This window comes from Novosphingobium humi (genome assembly GCF_028607105.1).
Classification (GTDB): domain Bacteria; phylum Pseudomonadota; class Alphaproteobacteria; order Sphingomonadales; family Sphingomonadaceae; genus Novosphingobium; species Novosphingobium humi.
In genome coordinates this window covers 2,375,622-2,395,759 of the sequence record NZ_CP117417.1, presented here as the reverse complement: position 1 = coordinate 2,395,759, position 20,138 = coordinate 2,375,622, and the positions used below count along the sequence as shown (strand labels likewise).

General features: G+C 63.8%; 20 protein-coding genes and 3 tRNA genes. 13 read left to right on the top strand and 10 right to left on the bottom strand.

Annotated features, from left to right (window positions below; all coding sequences use genetic code 11):
- Nucleotides 1-3: 3 nt before the first annotated feature.
- The 4 genes from PQ457_RS11260 to PQ457_RS11245 are packed head-to-tail and all read right to left on the bottom strand — an operon-like array spanning nucleotide 4 to nucleotide 3,435.
- On the bottom strand, nucleotides 4-891 hold the full coding sequence (locus PQ457_RS11260; RefSeq protein ID WP_168603772.1) for a LysR substrate-binding domain-containing protein: 888 nt from the start codon (nucleotides 889-891) through the stop codon (nucleotides 4-6).
- A 6-nt stretch (nucleotides 892-897) separates the two neighbouring features.
- Nucleotides 898-1,815, bottom strand: coding sequence for a hemolysin family protein (locus PQ457_RS11255; RefSeq protein WP_273619311.1), 918 nt, complete (start codon nucleotides 1,813-1,815; stop codon nucleotides 898-900).
- 28 nt (nucleotides 1,816-1,843) lie between these two features.
- The gene (gene ybeY / locus PQ457_RS11250) at nucleotides 1,844-2,338 is read right to left on the bottom strand and encodes an rRNA maturation RNase YbeY (RefSeq protein WP_273619310.1); all 495 of its coding nucleotides are present in this window, start codon (nucleotides 2,336-2,338) and stop codon (nucleotides 1,844-1,846) included.
- Nucleotides 2,339-2,382: 44 nt separating this feature from the next.
- Nucleotides 2,383-3,435: a PhoH family protein gene (locus tag PQ457_RS11245; protein ID WP_168603771.1), complete on the bottom strand. Its 1,053-nt coding sequence runs from the start codon at nucleotides 3,433-3,435 to the stop codon at nucleotides 2,383-2,385.
- 263 nt (nucleotides 3,436-3,698) lie between these two features.
- Here PQ457_RS11245 and PQ457_RS11240 point away from each other — a divergent pair, with 263 nt between their 5' ends.
- Nucleotides 3,699-4,175 (top strand): RcnB family protein, encoded by a 477-nt coding sequence (locus tag PQ457_RS11240; protein WP_273616952.1) that lies wholly within the window; start codon nucleotides 3,699-3,701, stop codon nucleotides 4,173-4,175.
- Between the two features lie 63 nt (nucleotides 4,176-4,238).
- On the opposite strand, the gene miaB is transcribed toward PQ457_RS11240, so the two are convergent.
- Entirely contained in the window at nucleotides 4,239-5,606 is a 1,368-nt protein-coding gene (gene miaB, locus PQ457_RS11235) for a tRNA (N6-isopentenyl adenosine(37)-C2)-methylthiotransferase MiaB (protein ID WP_273616951.1), read from the bottom strand.
- A 142-nt stretch (nucleotides 5,607-5,748) separates the two neighbouring features.
- Here miaB and PQ457_RS11230 point away from each other — a divergent pair, with 142 nt between their 5' ends.
- From PQ457_RS11230 to PQ457_RS11190, 9 genes are read left to right on the top strand one after another with little or no spacing between them, the layout of a single operon-like run.
- Nucleotides 5,749-6,732 carry an SPFH domain-containing protein gene (locus PQ457_RS11230; RefSeq protein WP_273616950.1) on the top strand — a complete coding sequence of 328 codons (984 nt, stop codon included), beginning with the start codon at nucleotides 5,749-5,751 and terminating at the stop codon, nucleotides 6,730-6,732.
- A 9-nt stretch (nucleotides 6,733-6,741) separates the two neighbouring features.
- Nucleotides 6,742-7,392: a DUF4178 domain-containing protein gene (locus PQ457_RS11225; RefSeq protein WP_273616949.1), complete on the top strand. Its 651-nt coding sequence runs from the start codon at nucleotides 6,742-6,744 to the stop codon at nucleotides 7,390-7,392.
- The gene (locus PQ457_RS11220) at nucleotides 7,389-8,750 is read left to right on the top strand and encodes a DUF4178 domain-containing protein (RefSeq protein WP_273616948.1); all 1,362 of its coding nucleotides are present in this window, start codon (nucleotides 7,389-7,391) and stop codon (nucleotides 8,748-8,750) included. Before PQ457_RS11225 ends, PQ457_RS11220 begins: the two co-directional genes overlap by 4 nt.
- Complete coding sequence (locus PQ457_RS11215; RefSeq protein ID WP_273616947.1) at nucleotides 8,750-8,935, top strand: hypothetical protein; 186 nt, start codon at nucleotides 8,750-8,752, stop codon at nucleotides 8,933-8,935. The genes PQ457_RS11220 and PQ457_RS11215 overlap by 1 nt, the downstream gene beginning before the upstream one ends.
- 10 nt (nucleotides 8,936-8,945) lie before the next feature.
- Nucleotides 8,946-9,155: a DUF350 domain-containing protein gene (locus PQ457_RS11210; RefSeq protein WP_273616946.1), complete on the top strand. Its 210-nt coding sequence runs from the start codon at nucleotides 8,946-8,948 to the stop codon at nucleotides 9,153-9,155.
- Nucleotides 9,155-10,687 carry a polyamine aminopropyltransferase gene (locus tag PQ457_RS11205; RefSeq protein WP_273616945.1) on the top strand — a complete coding sequence of 511 codons (1,533 nt, stop codon included), beginning with the start codon at nucleotides 9,155-9,157 and terminating at the stop codon, nucleotides 10,685-10,687. Before PQ457_RS11210 ends, PQ457_RS11205 begins: the two co-directional genes overlap by 1 nt.
- Nucleotides 10,677-12,305 carry an FAD-dependent oxidoreductase gene (locus PQ457_RS11200; protein WP_273616944.1) on the top strand — a complete coding sequence of 543 codons (1,629 nt, stop codon included), beginning with the start codon at nucleotides 10,677-10,679 and terminating at the stop codon, nucleotides 12,303-12,305. The genes PQ457_RS11205 and PQ457_RS11200 overlap by 11 nt, the downstream gene beginning before the upstream one ends.
- Nucleotides 12,302-12,691, top strand: a complete 390-nt coding sequence (speD, locus tag PQ457_RS11195) for an adenosylmethionine decarboxylase (RefSeq protein WP_273616943.1) — start codon at nucleotides 12,302-12,304, stop codon at nucleotides 12,689-12,691. Before PQ457_RS11200 ends, speD begins: the two co-directional genes overlap by 4 nt.
- 54 nt (nucleotides 12,692-12,745) lie before the next feature.
- Complete coding sequence (locus PQ457_RS11190) at nucleotides 12,746-13,519, top strand: lysophospholipid acyltransferase family protein (protein WP_273616942.1); 774 nt, start codon at nucleotides 12,746-12,748, stop codon at nucleotides 13,517-13,519.
- Here PQ457_RS11190 and PQ457_RS11185 read toward each other — a convergent pair.
- Both PQ457_RS11185 and PQ457_RS11180 read right to left on the bottom strand, forming a co-directional pair.
- A complete protein-coding gene (locus tag PQ457_RS11185; RefSeq protein ID WP_273616941.1) occupies nucleotides 13,496-14,320 on the bottom strand; it encodes a GNAT family N-acetyltransferase in 825 nt (274 codons plus the stop codon). The two genes, PQ457_RS11190 and PQ457_RS11185, sit on opposite strands and share 24 nt — an antisense overlap.
- A gap of 152 nt (nucleotides 14,321-14,472) precedes the next feature.
- The gene (locus tag PQ457_RS11180; protein WP_273616940.1) at nucleotides 14,473-16,857 is read right to left on the bottom strand and encodes an autotransporter outer membrane beta-barrel domain-containing protein; all 2,385 of its coding nucleotides are present in this window, start codon (nucleotides 16,855-16,857) and stop codon (nucleotides 14,473-14,475) included.
- Between the two features lie 281 nt (nucleotides 16,858-17,138).
- Between PQ457_RS11180 and fghA the strand changes: the two genes are divergently transcribed.
- The gene (gene fghA, locus PQ457_RS11175) at nucleotides 17,139-17,978 is read left to right on the top strand and encodes an S-formylglutathione hydrolase (RefSeq protein ID WP_273616939.1); all 840 of its coding nucleotides are present in this window, start codon (nucleotides 17,139-17,141) and stop codon (nucleotides 17,976-17,978) included.
- A gap of 56 nt (nucleotides 17,979-18,034) precedes the next feature.
- Here the strand turns inward: fghA and PQ457_RS11170 are convergent.
- From PQ457_RS11170 to PQ457_RS11160, 3 genes are all read right to left on the bottom strand, one after another.
- Nucleotides 18,035-18,109, bottom strand: a tRNA-Gly gene (locus PQ457_RS11170).
- A 37-nt stretch (nucleotides 18,110-18,146) separates the two neighbouring features.
- Nucleotides 18,147-18,221: transfer RNA gene (locus PQ457_RS11165), tRNA-Gly, on the bottom strand.
- Between the two features lie 41 nt (nucleotides 18,222-18,262).
- A tRNA-Gly gene (locus PQ457_RS11160) sits at nucleotides 18,263-18,337 on the bottom strand.
- A gap of 246 nt (nucleotides 18,338-18,583) precedes the next feature.
- On the opposite strand from PQ457_RS11160, the gene PQ457_RS11155 reads away from it, so the two are divergent.
- On the top strand, nucleotides 18,584-19,492 hold the full coding sequence (locus PQ457_RS11155) for a tetratricopeptide repeat protein (RefSeq protein WP_273616938.1): 909 nt from the start codon (nucleotides 18,584-18,586) through the stop codon (nucleotides 19,490-19,492).
- 3 nt (nucleotides 19,493-19,495) lie between these two features.
- Complete coding sequence (locus PQ457_RS11150) at nucleotides 19,496-20,101, top strand: LON peptidase substrate-binding domain-containing protein (RefSeq protein ID WP_273616937.1); 606 nt, start codon at nucleotides 19,496-19,498, stop codon at nucleotides 20,099-20,101.
- Nucleotides 20,102-20,138: the final 37 nt, after the last annotated feature.

The window sequence follows — 20,138 nt, the reverse complement described above, 5'->3', positions numbered from 1 at the left end:
GGCTTAAAGCCCGGCCTTGATCAGCCAATCGTGGAAGATCCGCACCGGACGCGTTTCCAGCGCGCGCGGGCGGCACACGAACCAATAGCTGTAGGGGCTGTCAATATCGGCGTCGAACAGGCGGACCAGTCGGTCATCACCAGGGCGCAGGAAGTGGTCGTCATGGACGATGGCGATGCCCAGCCCCTGAACCGCTGCGGCGATGATCAACTGGGCCGAATCGAAATGGTCGATGGCCGCCGGTTCCAGCCGCTCCAGCCCCAGCGCGCCCTTCCACACATCAAGGCTTTCGGGCAGATCGGTCGAGATCACGAAAGTCTGTTTTGACAGCCGGGCCAGATCGGGCGTCGCGCCGATCTCGGCGGCCAGCGCGGGCGAGGCGAAGGCGTGGATCTTGTTATGATCGAGCCGAACCGAATGGAGCGCGGGATCGGGCTCCTTGGACAGCACGATAGCCGCATCGATCGAATCGCCCAGTTCCGATTCGAGCTGGGCGCCTGTATCAAAGTCGATATGCAGGCGCGGATGCAGCTTGCGCAATTCGGGCAGGCGCGGAAACAGGCGTGTGCCTGCAAACAGCGCCGGAACCCCCAGATGCAGGCGCATCACATTGCTGGCCTCCATCTGTGATTCGACCGCTTCGGCCAGATCTTCCAGCTTGGGGCTGACGGCGGCATAAAACGCATGGCCGTCATCGGTCAGCTTCATCGCCTGATGCTGGCGGGTGAACAGACGCTTGCCCACGAAATCCTCGAGCGCGCCCACGCGGCGCGAGAGCGCCGAAGGGCTCAGGCCCAGTTCGCTGGCTGCGGCTTTGGCCGAGCCGAGGCGGACCGTGCGGACAAAGGCTTCCAGCGCGCGCAGGGGGGGCAGGCGGCGGGTGGCGGGCATGATCGATCAGTCCTCTTGTGCGCCATGGCTGGCGGGCGGATGCAGGCGAAGGCGAATCACGTGGCGCTCGTCAGCCTCGGTTACTTCGATGACCCAGCCGCTGGCATGTGCGATCCGCGCACCCACCGGCGGCACATGGCCGGACAGCACAAAGGCCAGCCCGCCCAGCGTATCAATGTCTTCTTCGACTGCGGCGAGGCGCGGATCGACCCGCTTGCCCACTTCGTCAAGTTCGACCTTGGCATCGGCGTCCCATAGACCATCGTCGAGGGGGCGCAGAAGCTCGGTCGGCGCGTCGTCATGCTCATCCTCGATCTCGCCGACGATTTCCTCGACCAGATCCTCAAAAGTGATGATGCCCTCGGTGCCCGAATATTCATCGACCACCACGGCCAGATGCACCCGGCTGGAGCGCATGTCGGCCAGCACGTCGAGCGCCCCGCGCGCGGTGGGCACAAACAGCGGCTGGCGCATCATCCGCGTCCAGTTGCCCTGCGGCTCCTCGCCGCGCGCCAGATAGGGGAACACATCCTTGATGAGGATCATGCCGATCACCTCATCAAGCGTCTCGCGATAGACCGGCATGCGCGAATGGCCATGTTCGGCAAAGGCCGCCAGCACATCGCGCCATGGCGCATTGTGCGCCAGCGCAATGATCTGGCCGCGCGGGATGCAGACATCGGCCGCGTCCAGTTCGGAAAAATGCAACAGGTTGCGCAGCATCTGCCGCTCAAGCATCGAAAGGTCGCCCGCCTCGCCGGGGCTGCCTTCCTCCTCATGTTCGTCGATGATGTCTTCCAGATGGGCGCGCAGCGACTGATCCTGATCGCCCCCTTCAAAGAAGCGCAGAACCGAGCGCCATAAAGAGCGCTTACTGTCCGGCTCTCCGAGGCCGGAATCCCCTGTTCGGCCCATGTCGGCCACTTTGTGCATTACTCCGATTGCAAGAAATTCAAAGGTGATGGTCGCCATATGGGTCGGCAATGCCGATCAGCGCAAGCGCCTTTATCTCCAAAACTTCCATCTCGCGCGCATCTTCCTCGGAAATCTCGTGATCGAGCCCCGCCAGATGCAGCAAACCATGGATAATCAGGTGCGAGGCATGATCGGCCAGCGCGATGCCCTTGTCCATTGCCTCACGCGCGCAGGTTTCATAGGCCAGCGCAATATCGCCCAGCAATTCGGGCGGCCCGTCATCGGGCAGATCGAGCAGGTCCTCGCGCGCCAGCATGGGAAAGGAGAGCACGTTGGTCGGCTTGTCCTTGCCCCGCCATTCGGCGTTCAGCACCTGCACCTCTGCATCCGAGGTGAAAATCATGCTGGTGCTCAGGCATTCCTTGGCCAGTTCGGGCGCGACCACGGACAAAGCCCCCGCCGCGCGGGCGGCAAGGGCTTCCCAATCAGTGGTTTCCGGCCAGGGGGATTCGATGTCGATTTCAAGCGTCAGCATAGGTCGGCTCCCCTAGGCGCTGGCAGCGGGAATGTCGAAGCCTAATCCTCGTTCTTGCCTTCATAAGCTTCGACAATGCGGCCCACGATCGGGTGGCGCACCACGTCCGATCCCTTGAAGCGCACCGTGGCAATGCCCTCGACACCTTCAAGCCGCACGACTGCATCGTTCAGCCCGCTGGCCGCCATGCCGCCGGGCAGGTCGACCTGCTTGGGGTCGCCGCAGATCACCATCCGGCTGTTCATGCCGAAACGGGTGAGGAACATCTTCATCTGGGCCGCCGTGGTGTTCTGCGCCTCGTCAAGGATGACAAAGGCATCGGCCAGCGTGCGACCGCGCATGAAGGCGATGGGCGCCACCTCGATCTCGCCATTGGCCAGACGCCGCTCGACCTGCTCGGGCGGCATGCAGTCAAAGAGCGCATCGTATAAAGGCCGCAGATAGGGATCGACCTTGTCCTTCATATCGCCGGGCAGAAAGCCGAGCTTTTCGCCCGCCTCGACCGCCGGACGGCTCAGGATCAGGCGCTTGACGCTGCCGGTGATGAGCTGCGAAACGGCCTGCGCCACGGCAATATAGGTCTTGCCCGTGCCCGCCGGGCCAAGGGCGAAGATCACATCATTGCGAGTCAGCGCGCGCATATAGTCGATCTGGGTCGGGCTGCGCGGCACGATGGTCTTGCCGCGCGTGCGGATCATGATCGGGGGATGGGTTTCATCCCCGGTGATGATGCCTTCCAGCGTGGGCTCGACCGACATGGCGATCAGCGATTCGACCGCGCCTGCGTCCACTTCCTGCCCGGAGAGCAGGCGGCTGTGCATGCCTTGCAGCACTTCACGCGCGCGGGCGACATTGTCTTCATTGCCTTCGATCAGGATGCGATTGCCACGGGCCGAGATATACACCCCCAGCCGGTTTTCGATCAGCACCAGATTGGCGTCAAACTGGCCAAAGAGCGCGCCCAATATGGTCGGCTCGTCAAATTCCAGCTCGGTTCGCGCGCGTCGGGACGGATTGGCGCGAGCGTTCGGGCTGCGGAAGGAGGCCACATCTTCGATGGGGTCAAAAGCGGCGCGGATCTGTTTGCGGGCCATGTGCTCCTTGTCTGTGGCCGGAGTCTCAAGACCGGCTCACCGGGTAAAGATATGCCTCCTCATGCCATCCGCCAAGGGGCCGCGCGCGCCGCAGTGGTGGAAAAGCGTAGGCGGATGCATGGAGGCCGTACAAATTGATACAAACCTGACTGACATCTGAGCGCCCAGTTCCAAATGGGTTCATGGCGACGGGGGCATAAAGGCTTCATCGGGGCCAGTCCTGTTCCTCAGGCGTCCCTCCCGGAGTTTCAAAGGAGAGCAAGATGCGAAAGATCCTGATGCTGGCGCTGGCCGCCGCGACTGTTGTTCCGACGGTTGCCTCGGCCCAGAGCGCCCATGAACTGCGCCGCGATCAACGCGATATTGCCCGCGAACACCGCGAGATCCATCGCGATATGGCGCGCGGTGATTACCGTGAGGCCCGCCGCGACATGCGCGACCTGCGCAATGCCCGCCAGGAATATCGCGAGGACTGGCGTGATTATCGCCGCGCCCATGGCGATGTGTTCCGTGGTCCCGCCTATGTCGGCCCGCGCGGCTTTGTCTATCGGCCCGTGGCGCCCGGCTATCGCTTCGCGCCCGATTATTACCACCGCCGCTATTGGATCGCCGATCCCATGGTTTACCGCCTGCCCCCTCCGGGCATCGGCCAGCGTTGGGTGCGTTATGGCCGCGATGTGGTGCGGGTTGACCTGCGCACGGGCCGCGTCCTTCAGGTTTACGGCTCGTTCTTTTTCTAATTCAGCGCGCTTCGGTCGGGAAGCTGTGCTGGGCCGCCCCTTCCGCAAGGAGGGGGCGGCTTTTTATGCGTTTCGGGCGATCACGCGCCCGGTGAGCGAATTGGGCCCGGCCTGCACCAGTTCGGCGCGCAGGATGTCGCCCACGCCGTAATCGCCCTGAAAATGCACCGATTGCAGCCACGGCGATTTGCCCAGCCATTGGCCCGGCAGCTTGCCCTTGCGTTCGATCAGCACGTCGCAGGTGCGGCCAAGGCTGGCCTGATTGAAGGCATGCTGGTCGCGGTTCAGGGCGGCCTGCAAACGCTGCAACCGGTCGTCCATCACTTCGCCGGGGATCTGATCATCCATCGTGGCCGCAGGCGTGCCGGGGCGCGGAGAATATTTGAAGCTGAAGGCCTGCGCATAGCCAACCGTGTCGATCAGCGCGATGGTTTCGGCGAAATGCTCCTCGCTCTCGCCGGGGAAGCCGACGATGAAATCGCCCGAGAGAGCAATATCGGGCCGCACCTCGCGCACGCGTTCCAGCAGGCGCAGATAGCTCTCGGCCGTATGGCTGCGGTTCATGGCCTTGAGGATCGCGTTGCTGCCCGATTGGACCGGCAGGTGCAGGAAGGGCATCAGCTTGTCCACCTCACCATGGGCGGCGATCAGGCCATCGCTCATGTCATTGGGGTGGCTGGTAGTATAGCGGATGCGCGCCAGACCGTCGATCGCGGCCAGATCGCGGATCAGCCCGTCAAGGCCGACCTTCTGCCCCTTGCCGTTCTCGCCGCCCCAGGCATTCACATTCTGGCCCAGCAGCGTGATTTCCTTGGCGCCCGCCTCGACCAGGCGATGCGCCTCGGCGATCAGGTCTGCATAGGGGCGGCTGATTTCCGCGCCGCGCGTATAGGGCACCACGCAATAGGTGCAGAACTTGTCGCAACCTTCCTGCACCGTCAGGAAAGCCGTCGGCCCCACGCTGCGCCGCTTGGGCAGGGCCGCGAATTTGGCATCGGCGGGCATGTCCGTGTCGGTCACGCGTTCGCCATCGACCGCGCGGGCGATCATTTCAGGCAGGCGATGATAGGCCTGAGGCCCCACCACCATGGTCACGGCGGGCGCACGTGCCATGATCTCCTCGCCCTCGGCCTGCGCCACGCAACCGGCCACCGCGATCAGCGGTTGCGTGCCATCCTCACGCCGCGCATCCTTGATGATACGGCCAATGTCGGAATAGACCTTCTCGGCGGCCTTTTCGCGGATATGGCAGGTGTTGAGCACGACCAGATCGGCCTGCTCGCCCTCGGGCGCGGGGGCAATGCCCTGATGGGCCAGCAATTCTTCCATGCGCTGGCCGTCATAGACATTCATCTGACAGCCAAAGCTTTTGACGCGATAGGTGCGCGGGGCGGAAACAGGCGAGGTGCGGGGGGTGGAGATGGCAGACATAGCGCGGGCCGTTACGCCAAAATGCGGCAAAAATGAAGGGGCGATGCGGGCGCCTGTCCGGTTATGCTTGCGGTTTCGCTTGCAAGGGCGGTGTCTTACTCTAGAATAACACCTGTTCTCGGAACAATTCAGGATAGTTGCCATGTTTGATTTCCTGCGCAAACAGTTCATCGATGTGATCGAATGGCATGAGGTGCCCGGACAGGTCGCATGGCGTGTGCCCACGGCGGGCAATGAAATCAAGAATGGCGCGCAACTGACCGTGCGCGAGGGCCAGATCGCGGCCTTTATGAATGAGGGGCAGGTGGCCGATTATTTCGGCGCGGGGCTGCATGTGCTGGAAACGGCCAATATGCCGGTCCTGACCAATCTGATGAATTGGGACAAAGGGTTCAACTCGCCCTTCAAATCCGATGTCGTCTTTATCAGCATGAAGGAACAGGCGGGCCGCAAATGGGGTACGCCCCAGCCTGTGACCGTGCGCGACGCTGAATTCGGGGCGATCCGCCTGCGCGCCTTTGGCACTTATTCGTTCAGGGTCGCCGATCTCAAGCTCTTTGTCGAAAAGGTGCTAGGCACGATGGGTGAGGTCTGGGCCGATACGCTCGACACCCAATTGCGCAGCGCCATCGTCACCGCCATCGCCTCCGCGCTGGGGGGCAGCAAGGTGCCTTTCCTCGATCTGGCCGCCAATCAGCAGGCCATGTCCGACACGATCAAGGCCGAGGTGGACATGGCATTTGCCGCATGGGGACTGTCCTGCCCGTCCTTCTTTGTCGAAAGTATTAGCCTGCCTGATGAGGTTCAGGCCCATCTCGACAAGGGTTCCTCGATGCGCGTCTTGGGCGATATGGCGGGCTACACCCGTTTTCAGGCCGCGCAGGCGCTGGACAATCCTGCCTCCGACAGCGGCCTTGCCGGGATCGGCGCGGGCATGGCGGCGGCCAATATGCTGAGCGGCGCGATGAGCGGAGCCTTTGGCCAGAGCGCGCCCACAGCGCCCGCAGCTCCGGCGGAAGATCCCTTCGCCCTGCTCGAAAAACTGCACAAATTGCTGACCATAGGGGCGATTTCTCAGGAAGAATTTGACGCCAAAAAGGCCGAAATCCTCTCGCGGGTGAAGTAAGAGACATCCATGGCCAACAACACCTGCCCGCAATGCGGCGCGCCTGTGCCGATGCGCTCGGGCGCCATGCCCTATGCCGTGTGCGGTTATTGTCAAACGGTGATCGCGCGCGACGGCATGCGCGACATAGGCAAGGCGGCGCTGCTGCCCTATGATATTTCCCCCATCCAGCTTGGCACCGGGGGGGCGGTCGACGGCGCGCGCTTTACGGTGGTGGGGCGGGTGCGCTGGGGATGGGCCGATGGCGCGTGGAACGAATGGCTGCTCCAGCTTTCGGATGGATCGACCCGCTGGCTGGGCGAGGCGATGGGGCAGTTTCAGATTCTGGCCGAGCGCGAGGACCTGTTGGAGCGTTTTGGGGCGTTCCGGGTGGGTGACAGCATGCAGGTAGATGGGGTGACCTTCATCGCCAGCGATATCAAGCAGGTGGAATGTCTTGGCGCGGAGGGTGATCTACCATTCCCGACGCCCAATGATTGGCGCATCGAAAGCGTGGATTTCCGCAGCACTACCGGCGCGGCGCTCTCGGTGCAGCGCGATGGTGGCCGTTTGAGCGCCTATGTGGGCCGCTATGTCGAACTGGCCGAATTGCGCCCAAGCCGCCTGCGCGCGGTGGAGGATTGGGTAATCCCTGACAATCTGGCGGAAACGGGCCGATGAGCCGCGCCATTAACTGCCCCTCCTGCGGCGGCTCGATCGAGGTCAAGGCGGCCGGTTATACGGTCTCGGTCGCCTGCCGCCATTGCGGCAGCGTGCTCGATGTCGCCAATCCCGATGTTGCCGTCATTGCCGAATATCACCAATCCGTGCGCCAGTTGCCCCTGCCGCTGGGCAGCCGTGGCACCTTGTTCGGCACCCAATGGGAGGTCATCGGCTTTCTGGAGCGGCAGGCTGGCGATTATCGCTGGGGTGAATATCTCCTGTTCAACCCCTATGCGGGCTATCGCTGGCTGGTCCATTCGGATGGGCAATGGCAATTCGGCACGATGCTGACCGATCTGCCGCGCGAGACCGGCCGCTGGGGCGAGGCGGCATGGCGCGGCGAGGTGTACCGGGGCGAGGACGAGCCTGTCACTATCATCACGGCCCGCGTGATCGGAGAATTCTACTGGCGGGTTCGCGCGGGCGAGATGTGGGTGGCACGCAGCTATGAACGCGGCGGTGCCTCGCTTTCGCGCGAATGGCGCGAGGGCGAGGAGGTGCAATGGACGCATCTGGTCGGCGTGCCGGGGCGGCTCATTGACGCCTTTGTCCGCCCGCAAGGCCCCGATCTGGCCCGGCCTGAACCGGCGCGGCCCCGGCCCGACACGTCGCAATCGGGGCAATTGGGGTTTTTCGCGCGCCTGTGGCAAGAGGCCGCCGAACGCCGCACCAGCCTATGGCACATGGCCATGCTGTTGCTCGTTACGGTCTTTGCTGCCCTTCTTCTGCTCTCCGCGCTGACATCGGGGGCCGATGGTGTAAGGGGGCAGGGGCAGGTGGCGGTTGACGGCCCCACCGCGCGTATCACCGTGGGGCCGATCCATCTGGCTGCGGCGCATCAGTTCGTCACGGTCAAGGTGGCGGCAAGCGATTTCACCAATCGCTGGGTCGATCTCGATTATCTGCTGGTCAACCGCGCCACACAGGCCACGATTCCCGCCAGCGCCACAATCGAATATTACGCGGGGCGCGATTCCGACGGCAGCTGGGCAGAGGGCAGCCACCACACCAGCACCCGTTTCAGCCAGGTTCCCGCAGGCGATTATGACCTGCTGGTCGAGGCCGAGGCAAAGCGCTGGAATGATCCCAGCGCCTACAATTACACCCCGCCCATGCCGGATAACCCATGGGGCATTGGTGGTGTGGCCAATGCCGCCGCGCCCGAGGCGGAAGTGATCAGCCTTGGCTTTCTGGTCGAACCGGGCGGATTTCCGATGGGCCTCTGGTGGTTGATCGTGGCGCTGGCGGCGGCGCCTTGGGCGGTGTTCTACGCTTATCGCGCCAGCAAGACCGCCGTTTACGGAGAGGATAGCTGATGAGTCGGGGCCTGATCTTCTATGCGGCATGGTGTCTGCTGCTGCTGGGTTTCGCCGGATGGGCGGGATGGGCCGCGTGGGATCCTTTCGCCGACGGATCGGCCCAGCACAGCGGTCCGGGCGAGCGCACCCACCATCACGGCGGGGCGGGCGGTTTCTGGGGCTTTGGGCCTTCGCATAAATAAGGGGATGGCCATGCTTTCGACTGCGATCATTATTGCCACGCTGTTCTATGCCTTGCTGGGCATTGTGGTTTTCGTGGCCAGCTTCATTCTGGTCGACAAATTGACGCCGGGCGAATTGTGGAAGGAAATCATCGAGCGGCAGAATATGGCCGTGGCCATTCTGGCGGGCGCGGTGGCGTTGGGGCTGAGCATGATCATTGCGGCGGCGATCCACGGCTGATGGACGATACGGGCGATTTTGCGGGGCCTGCGCGGGCCCATGCGGCCATCCTGCTGCTTTCGGTGCTGGTGGTGGCCACTTGCGGGCTGATCTATGAATTGCTGGCGGGCACGCTGGCCTCCTATCTGCTCGGCGACAGCGTTACCCAGTTCTCGACCGTGATCGGTTCCTACCTGTTTGCGATGGGGGTGGGGTCTTTCCTCTCGCGCTATGTACGGCGTGATGAGATCGGCGTGTTCATCCGCGTCGAGATCATGATCGCGGCCATCGGCGGGTGGAGCGCTGCGGGCCTGTTTCTGGCCTTTCCGTTGGCGGCCGACTTCCGCGTGCTGCTTTATGCCATCGTGCTGGTGATCGGGGCGCTGGTGGGTCTGGAGATCCCGCTGCTGATCCGGATCCTGCGCTCGCGTTTTGCCTTTCGCGATCTGGTCTCCAATGTGCTGACCTATGATTACGTCGGCGCGCTGATCGCTTCGCTGGCCTTTCCGCTGTTTCTGGTGCCGCATCTGGGCATGATCCGCACCGGACTGGTGTTCGGGCTGGCCAATGTGGCGGTGGCGGTGGCGCTGCTCTTTGTGCTGCGGCGCGCGCGGCGAGTGAGCGTGGACATGGCCGCCGCGCTGATGGTGGCGATCAGCCTGATCGCGGGCCTGTTTCTGGCCGAACGCATCCAGCGCTTTTCCGAGGTCGCCTATTATGGCGAAGGCGTGATCCATGCCCGTTCCACCCCCTATCAGCGTATCGTGCTCACGCGCCGGGGCGAGGACTTGCGCCTCTATCTCAACGGCAATCTGCAATTCTCCTCGCGCGATGAATATCGCTATCACGAGGCGCTGGTCTGGCCGGTGCTCGGAAGGGTGGCCAATCCGGCGCGGGTGCTGATCCTGGGCGGGGGCGATGGGCTGGCCGCGCGAGAGGTGCTGCGCGATGGGCGGGTGCGTTCGGTGCATCTGGTCGATCTCGACCCGGAAATGACGCGGATGTTTCGCGCAACGCCGCAACTGGCCGCGCTCAATCGCGGCTCGCTCTCCAATCCGCGCCTTAGCGTCGAAAATGCCGATGCCTTTCGCTGGGTCCGCGCGGCGCGGGGGCCTTATGACGCGATCCTGATCGACTTTCCCGACCCCACCGAATATTCTCTGGGTAAGCTCTACACGGTTAGCTTCTATGCGCAGGTGGCGCGCCTGCTGGCGCCTGACGGGGTGATGGTGGTGCAGTCCACCTCGCCGCTTGTGGCGCCGCGATCCTATTGGACCGTGGCGCAGACGCTGGAGGCGGCGGGTCTCCAAACGCGCGGCTACCACACCTATGTGCCCAGCTTTGGCGAATGGGGCTTTACGCTGGCCGCGCACACCTCTCTGGCGCGCCCGGCGCATCTGCCCGCAGGCCTGCGCTATCTCAACTCTGTGTCCGAACCGCTGATGTTTGATTTTCCCCCCGACATGGCGCGCCGCCCGACACCGGTAAACCGCCTCGACAATCAGGCGCTGGTGCGCAGCTTTGCCGAGGAATGGAGCCATTATGAGGGCTGACCTCTGGCGCCGCCGCGATGTTGTAGCCGCCGGGATGGCGGGTGCTGTCGGCATGGCGTTGGGTGGTTGCGGACAGGCAGACGGCACGCCTTTCCCCGGCGCCTTGCTGGGGCCGGATATGGCGCGGGGCCATGCGATCCGCGACGGCAAATTGCCCAAGGCCGTCGGGCCGGAGGAACGCATCCCCCTCGTGATCGCGGGCGGGGGCGTGGCGGGGCTGGCGGCGGGCTGGCGTCTGGCTGAGGCCGGTTTTGCCGATTTCGCACTGTTTGAACTGGAGGATGTCGCGGGCGGCAATGCGCGGGGCGGGGCCAATGGCGTGACGGCTTTCCCATGGGGCGCGCATTACCTGCCCATCCCCAACCGCGAGGCGCGCGCGCTGATCCATATGCTGCGCGGCTTTGGCATGATTACGGGGCAGGACGCTGAGGGCGCTCCCGTCTATGATCCGTTTCAGCTCTGCGCCGATCTGGAGGAGCGCCTCCTCTGGCGGGGCAAGTGGCAGGAGGGCCTTGTGCCCACCACCGGCCTTTCGCCGCAGGACGCTGCGCAATGGCGGCGTTTCGATGCGGCGATGGAGGCTTTTCGCAGGGCCGTGGGCCGCGATGGCCGCCCTGCCTTTACCAGCCCCTCGGCGCTGTCCAGCCGTGATGAAACCTATGCCGCGCTCGACCGCATCAGCTTTGCCGATTGGCTAAAGGCTGAAGACTATACCGCCGCGCCCTTGCTGGCCCATCTGCGTTATTGCACCCGTGACGATTACGGCAGCGAGCCGGGGGCGGTCTCGGCATGGGCGGGCATCCACTATTTCGCGGGCCGCTGCGGCTGGGCCGCCGATGGCGCGGGCGAGAGCGAATTGACATGGCCCGAGGGCAATGCCCGGCTGGCGCGGCTGATGGCCGGGCGAATCGGCGCGCGATTGCGCCCGCGCCACAGCGTCGCCCATGTTGCGCGCGATGGCGGCGATGTGCTGGTCGATGTGTTCGATCATCAGGCGGGCGCGGCGCGGCGGATCAGGGCGCAGGCGGTGGTTCTGGCCATGCCCGATTTAGTGGCGCGCCATGTTGCGCCCGGATTTGCCGGGACGTCGCGCTTTTCCTATGCGCCATGGGTGGTGGCCAATGTTGCGGTGTCGCGCATGCCGTGGGGGCCGGGCGCGGGGCTGGCTTGGGACAATGTTTCGAGCACCAGCGCCAGCCTCGGCTATGTCGTGGCCAATCACCAGACTTCCTCGGCCGCCGATGGGCCGGGAGTGCTGACATGGTATCAGGCTTTGTCGCAGGGTGATCCGGTGACGTTGCGCAAGGGCCTGCTGGCGCGCGGGCTGGGCGAGTGGCAGCGCGAAATCGCGGCGGATCTGTTGGCGATGAATCCCGAACTGGAGGGGCGGATCGAGCGGATTGATGTCTGGCGCTGGGGCCATGCGATGGTGCGGCCAACGGTCGGCTTTCGCAGCGATCCGGCGCGCATGGCGGCGCAGGCGATGAATGGCCCGGTGTTTCGCGCCCATTCCGACCTTTCGGGCCTCTCGCTGTTTGAGGAGGCGCATTACCACGGTGTGCTGGCCGCCGAGCGGGCGCTGGCCCATCTGGGGCGCGGCGTGGAGAGCCTGTTGTGACGCCCGGATTTACGGCCGCCCCCGCCACCGGACTGCATCTGATCGCCGATCTGGCCGGATGCGATGGGCTTTGCGATGTCGCGCTGATCGAGGCGGCGCTGCGCGAAGCCGCCGAAGCCGCCCATGTCCATGTGCTCTCGGTCCATCTTCACCCCTTCGGGCCGGAGCAGGGGGTGACAGGGGTCGCCTTGCTGGCCGAATCGCATATCTCGATCCATTCCTGGCCCGAGGAAGGTTTGGCCGCGATTGACATTTTCGTCTGCGGCCCACTGGCCGATGCCGAGGCGGCGCTGGCGGTCATCTGCGCAAGGCTGGGCGGGACACTGCGCCATGTTCAGGCCATCCCCCGTCTGGGCGCCAGAACCCGCGCAACACTGGCGCCTTAGTCATCACCCTGTCATACAGGAAGGCTTGGGACGCGTTTTGCATCGGGGGATCGGGTGAGTTTGGACAAGTTGGCGCGCGGGCCGCGATATGGACGCATGGCCGTGGGCGTGGCGCTGTTTCTGGTTCTGGCCTTGCCATGGCTGATGATGCCCGCCGGGTGGCGGGCGCGGCGCTGTCTGGCGGTGCTGGCGTGGCGGCTGCTGCTGCGCAGCTTTGGCATCAGCGTTCAGGTTCATGGCACGCCGATGCCTGCAGCGGGCACGCTCTATGTCGCCAACCATATCAGTTGGACCGACATCCCGGTGCTGGGGCTGGTGACACGGGCGGCATTCGTGGCCAAGGATGATATGCGGGGCTGGCCGTTGATCGGGCGGCTGACGGCGGAATACGGGTGTGTCTTTGTTGAGCGCGAGCGGCGCGGCAAGGTGGGCGCGCAGGCCGCCGAACTGGCCAGCCATCTGGAGGCCGAGCGCGGACTGGTGCTGTTTCCCGAAGGGACGACGGGGCTGGGCGATGGCGTGCTGCCGTTCCGTTCCAGCCTGTTCGCGCTGGTGCCTGGCATCGGCGAGGGCACCGCGCGGGTACAGCCTATCACCCTGCGCTATGCCCATGCCGATGGCCGCGCATTCAGCCCGCAGGAGCAGCGGCAGATCGCGTGGATCGGCGATGATGAGTTGCTGCCCCATGCGCTTACTTTGGCGGGCATGGGGCGTATCCGGGCCGAGGTGTGGTTTGAAACGCCCATCGAGGCGGGCGATCGCAAGGCGCTGGCCCGCGCCTGTGAGTCCGCCGTGGTGGCGCGATTAGGCCGCTGCGCTGAACCTTGAGGCATAGCGGTCGGCGATCAGATCGACCGGCATGACCACAAACACATCGACCGTGTTGAACGCATGGTCGATGAACGCGCCATCGCCAAAGCGCGCGCCCACCCGCATATAGCCTTTGACCAGCGGGGGAAGCTGAAACATCGCGCGACGCTCGTCATAGGTGCCGCGCTCCAGACGCTCCATCGACACGCCCTTGCCCGGCAGAACGCGTGGGCATTGGTCGGGCGCGGCCAGATGGTTGTGGTAGAGATAGGAGAGGGCGGGTGCGTAAAGATCCGGGTCGGTGCCCGGAAAGCTGGCGCAGCCGAACATGAGGCCGATCCGGTTGGCCTTGATGTAATCGGCGATGCCGCGCCACAGCATCGAGATCGTCGCGCTGGTGCGATATTGCGGCAGGACGCAGGACCGACCCAGTTCGAGCAGTTCCTTGCCTTCATTGTCGCGCGCCATCAGGGTGGAGAGGTCATATTCCCCGCTGGAATAAAAGCCTGAATGCGCCCGCGCCACCGTCTCTCGCAGCAGACGATAAGTGCCCACCACCGCATCGGCAGGCGCCGCGCCGGCATCCAGCAGCGCCTCGTCGATCACCAGCAGATGGTCGCACAACGAGTCATAGACATCCCGGTCACAGCGCAGCGCCGCATTGGCCGGATCGGCGCCCATGTCTTCCGGCGCACCCATTTCCTCGAAAAACACCCGCCAGCGCAGATGCTGGACCGCATGGAGATCATCGCCATCGCGGGCAAGACGGACAGTCAGGCGGCGGGTCATCAACGACTTCTCAAGCATCTGGGCGGTCATGGTGTCTCCTTCCCACCCGGATAGGCGATGGAGGTGACATGCTCATGGCGATTGCGTGATGCTTGTGTGACAGGCGCGCAAGGACGGGCGCCCAAACGAAAAGGGCGACGCCGCAGCGCCGCCCTTTCATGGTTGCGTTGGATCGCGATGGATCAGAATTCGAGGCGAATGCCCAGATTGATGCCATGCGCGATGTAATTGCTGCGATAGGTGCCCTGATAACCGATGAACAGCGCGCCCGCATCGTCGAACACAAAGTTGATACCGGCGTTGGTGTCGACCTGGCTGTTGGCCTGGGCCAGACCCGTCACGGTGAACTGGGTATCAGCCTGACCGTTCATCAGCGCCGTCACCGTGTTGCCCGAACCCGTGATCTTCGAGCGATAGGTCGCAGTCAGATAGGGGCGCAGCATGCCCTTCGAGCGGGTCAGCGACAGACCGGCCAGCCATTCGGTGCGATCCGCGCTGATGCCGTTGACGCTCAGATCGGCCGCGCCCGCCCCGGTTTCGGTGAAGGCCTTGATCTTGCCCTTGTTGAAGTCGATCCCGACAAAGGGTTCGGCCGTCCAGCCATTGGCCTTCAGCTCAAACCCGACCTTGCCGGTGGCCTTGAACAGATCTTCGCCCGCAGAGCCCGTGGCCGTGCGCGAATAGGCGCCGATGGTGATGAGCTTGGTCGCGCTCATCTTGCCCATGTGATAGCTGGCGATGCCGGTCAGGTGCAGCGGGCCGAAATTCTTGCCCACATAGGCCGCCACCGCATAATCGCGGTTCGTGCCGGTCAGATTGGCCAGCGCGTAATGCAGCTTGTCCCACGACAGGTTGACCGCCAGACCATAGACATGGCTGGGGCCGGAAAAGTCATAGCCCGCCGCGATCGCGGTGATCTGGTCGCGGGTGCGATAGCCGCCCACGGTCGAGGCCGTCGAGGAGAAGCTGCCCTGGCCCATCGGGGTCAGCCACCAGCCGTCTTCGGGATGGTCGCTGTTCTGATCCTTGAGGCGCATGTCGATGGTGCGGTGGAACAGGTTGGCCTGATCGCGCAGCGCCGTGGCATAGGCCAGATAGCCCTCGGGCGAGATTTCGTCGAGGAACAGCTTGGCATCCGAAACGCCCAGAATGTCGACCGTGCCCAGCAGCGTGGCGGCATCCGAACCGGTGCTGGCGGTGGCGGTCGCCAGCAGGCCCGTCGTGCCCGCAACCGTGCCGTCGGTATGGCCCAGCGCCTTGGAAATGGCGATCTGGTTGGCGTTGGCGCCATTGGCGGCCATCACCGTGTCATAGGAATTATGCGTGGCGGCAACCCGGTAATCCGAACCCGTGCCCGACGAGGCGGGCTGGATGCCCAGATCGGTAAAGGTGGTGAACAGCAGGTTGGTGCCGGTGTTGACGGTGAAGGACGAGAAGCTGCCCGTGATCCCGCCATCGGCATGTATCACGTTGAACAGCGTGCCGGTGGGATAGAAGCCTGCCGTGACATTGAGGTTCAGCGTTCCGCTCAGCGAGGCCGTGCCGGTGGTGTAGAGCTGGCTGTAAGTGGTGCCCGCCGCCGTGGTCGCGCTGCCCGCCGGATAGATCGGGATGTTCAGCGTGCCGTTGGCGCCCTGAATGTAATTGCCATAGACCTTGACCAAAGCAGGGGCCGAAGCGGTGCCGATCCACAGCTGGCTGTTGGTGATCGTGCCGTCGGTGTTGACCGTGGTGTTGTTGTTCGTCAGCGTCGAGGTGCCGCCGGTGGTGTAATAATAGCCAACCGTGCTGCCGTTATACAGGTACATCGTACCCGCATTGCTCAGCGTGGTGTTGTCGCCCGAGGCAAACACGCCGGTGAACGTGCCGCCAAAGCCGTTGGTGAAGGAGACAGTATTGGTGCCGACCGTGGCCGAAACCGGCGACTGGCTGAACGTGCCGGTAAAGATGCCGTTGTTGACAGCCGTGATGCTGCCGCTGGCGGTCACCGCGCCGGTAAAGCCGTAGGTGGTGTTGTAATTGTAGAAATAGGCGCGGTTGCCGTCGGTGTTGGTGCCATAGACGATGTTGCCGGTCACGGCGGCGGTGGCGGACGTGTTGTTGATGAACGTGCCGTTGACGCCGAAGTTGATCGCGGGCGTTCCCGAATAGGCGGTCAGCGTGCCATTGTTGGTCACGGTCGAATTGGCGCCCACGGTGATCGCGCCCGCGCCCGAGGTGCTGCTGGTCGAGGTAATCGTGCCATTGTTGGTGATCGCGGCGTTGTCGCCATATTGCACGCCGTAAACCGCGCCGGTGTTGGTCACCGTGCCGGCGTTGGTCAGCGTGCCCGATGTGCCGATCACCAGCGGAGCCGTGACGCTCGAGCCAGAGGTGACAGAGACATTCACGCCCGAAGCGGTGTTCGTATAGGCCGCCGAGGTGCCCGAACAGGTGACGGTGGAGCCGCTGGCCGTGCAATCGGCCCAGGCCACACCCGGCGTCATCAACGCGGTGGACGCAAGGGCAATGGGCGCAAAACGGCGCGCGCGGGTGGTGCGGCTGAGCAAGTTAATCGACCGGGCCATGTCCGTGTCTGTCCTTCGTCTTTCGAATGTCTACCCCGAATGGGGCGAGTGGCGCTCGCACAGTGAACGCCGGATGAATAGGGTGTTGCGGGACGTGCAGGGAATAGCGGCCAAAGGCAAGGGGGAATAAGGCGAACCGAGGCTGTTGGCCCCTTGAAGAAGCGTCGAACTGTAACGTATGTCCGATTTTACAAAGTAAGATTCCTTGTGCGGCAACAGTTTTAGGGCATTTTCTCGGCACTTCGCCAAGGGCGCGAGAACAGGGCAATGAGAGGCATGACATGACATTGGAAGTGATCAGCACCAACCGCAGCTTTGGCGGCACGCAGGGGGTCTATGCCCATGATTCGCAACAGACCGGCACGCGTATGACCTTCTCGGTCTTTGTGCCCGATCATGTGCCGGACGCGCGCCTGCCGGTGCTGTGGTATCTCTCGGGTCTGACCTGCACCCATGCCAATGTGACCGAGAAGGGCGAATTCCGCCGGGACTGCGCCGAGGCGGGGGTGATCTTTGTCGCGCCCGATACGTCGCCGCGCGGGGATGATGTGGCCGATGACGAGGCCTATGACTTTGGCAAGGGCGCGGGTTTCTATGTCGATGCGACGCGGCAGCCGTGGGCACCGCATTTTCGCATGCGTTCCTATATCGAGACCGAATTGCCCGCTTTGCTGGCCGAGCATTTTCCGGCGGATATGACGCGGCAGGGCATCACCGGCCATTCGATGGGCGGGCATGGCGCGCTGACCATCGCGCTGCGCAATGCGGGGCGATTTCGCTCGGTTTCGGCCTTCGCGCCGATCGTCTCACCGCTGAACTGTCCGTGGGGAGAAAAGGCGTTGGGAGGCTATCTGGGCGATGATCGCGGGGCGTGGCGCGAATATGACGCGGTGGCGCTGATCGAGGATGGCGCGCGTCTGCCCTATCTGCTGGTTGATCAGGGCGAGGCGGATGGTTTCCTTGAGGGACAGTTGAAAACGCAACTGCTGGTGGAAGCTTGCGAGAAAGCCGGTCAGCCCGCGACGATCCGGATGCAGTCGGGCTATGACCATTCCTATTACTTCATCTCGACCTTCATGGCCGAGCATGTGGCATGGCATGCGGAGCGGTTGAAGGCGTAAAGCAAAGGGCGGCGTGCGCAAGTGCGCCGCCTTTGGTCAATGGTGTCTGGAAAGACTGGAGCGGGCGAAGGGATTCGAACCCTCGACCCCAACCTTGGCAAGGTTGTGCTCTACCCCTGAGCTACGCCCGCTCGGGCGGGTGCGCCAAATGGCTGCACCTTAAAAAACTGGAGCGGGCGAAGGGATTCGAACCCTCGACCCCAACCTTGGCAAGGTTGTGCTCTACCCCTGAGCTACGCCCGCTCGGGCTTGGCCAAACCCACGGGGTGTGGCCGGGTGAAACTTGGAGCGGGCGAAGGGATTCGAACCCTCGACCCCAACCTTGGCAAGGTTGTGCTCTACCCCTGAGCTACGCCCGCTCTGGCGTTTCGGCAATGGAGCGGGGCGCTCCGTTGCGGGGTGAGGCGGCCCTTTAACGAGGCTCTTTCACCTTGCCAAGCACAATCTTTGCATCTTTTCATTTTCATGGCGGAAAATTGAAAATCAGTCGCCGCACCATCATCTTTGCCATGGTGCAAAACGCGCTTTATCCCTTCACAAATGCCGCGAAAGGTCCACATAGGGGGCAAGGCGCCGGATGGGCGCACAGACGGATGGAGTACCGCGTGGCAAGTCTTGGCCTGAGCATCGAAGAACAGAAAGCCGTTGATCGCTTCCGCAAGGCGGTGGTCGAGCCTTCGATGACGCAATTGGTGATTCTCGATTTCTGGGCCGAATGGTGCGGCCCGTGCAAGGCGCTGACCCCGGTGCTGGAAAAGGTGTCGGCCGAATATGCCGACAAGGGCGTCGTGCTGGCCAAGGTCAATGTGGACGAGGAAGGCTTTATCGCCAGCCAGTTTCAGGTCCGCTCGATCCCGACCGTCTATGCGATCTTTCAGGGACAGCCGATTGCCGACCTGACCAATGCGCGCGGCGAATCGCAGTTGAAGGCGATGCTCGATCAATTGCTCAAGCAATTGCCGATCCAGCCCGCCGGTGATCCCAAGCCCGACCTCGAGCCGCTGCTGGCGATGGGCGAGGAAGCGCTGGATGCGGGCGATGGCGAGCGCGCTGCCAGTATCTTTGGCCAGATTGCCGAAATCGCCCCCGACAGTGCGGCGGCCCACGCCGGGCTGATTCGCGCGCTGCTGCTGGGCGGTCAGGTTGAGGAAGCCGAGGCGGTGCTGGTCGCGCTTGATCCGGCGCTGGCCGCCGATCCGGCGGTGGAGCGGGCCAAGGCGGCGCTCGAACTGGCCAAGGATGCGCCTGAGGATGGCGAACTGGCCGCGCTGAAGGCGGCGGCCGAGGCCGCCCCCGATGACCATCAGGCTGGGTTTGATTATGCCAGCGCGGCCTTTGCCGCGGGCGATCGCGATGCGGCGGCTGCCACGCTGCTGCGCCTGATCGCGGCGGACCGGACATGGAATGAAGGCGCCGCCCGCGCCAAGCTGCTCCAGATCTTCGAGGCCATCGGCCTTGAGGACGCATGGGTCTCGGCCCAGCGGCGCAAGCTGTCCACCATCCTGTTTGGCTGATCGATGCGCGTCTCGATCTTTCCTCTTACCGGCGCGATGCTTTATCCCGGCCTCAGCCTGCCGCTGCATATTTTCGAGCCGCGCTATCGGGCCATGGTGTCCGACGCGCTGGCGCGGGATCGGCGCATCGGCATGATCCAGCCGCACAAGGCCGAGGAGGGGGCGCCGCTCTATGAGGTCGGCACGCTGGGCCATATTCAGGAGGTCGAGGCGCTGCCCGACGGCCGCTTCAACATCATCCTGGTGGGTGAGGCGCGCTTTCGCATCCTGCGCGAAATGACGGTGGTGACGCCCTTCCGTCAGGTCGAGGCTGAATTGCTGCCCGAGGCCGAACATCAGGTCATCAGCGCGGTCGAGCGCGCAATGTTCGAGCGCGAGGCACGCCACTTTGCCGATGCGCAGGGCTATGCGGTCGATTGGGAACAGGTGACGCGGCTGGATGACCAATCGCTGATCAATGGCGTGGCCCAGATCGCGCCTTTTGACGCGGCCTCGAAACAGGCGTTGCTGGAATGCGGCGATCTGACCGAGCGCTGCGAATTGCTGGTGCAACTGATGCAATTCTATGGTCGCCGCGATGGCGATGAGGGCGCGGCCACATTGCAATAGAACGCACAAGGCGCCGGGATGATGGTCCCGGCGCCTC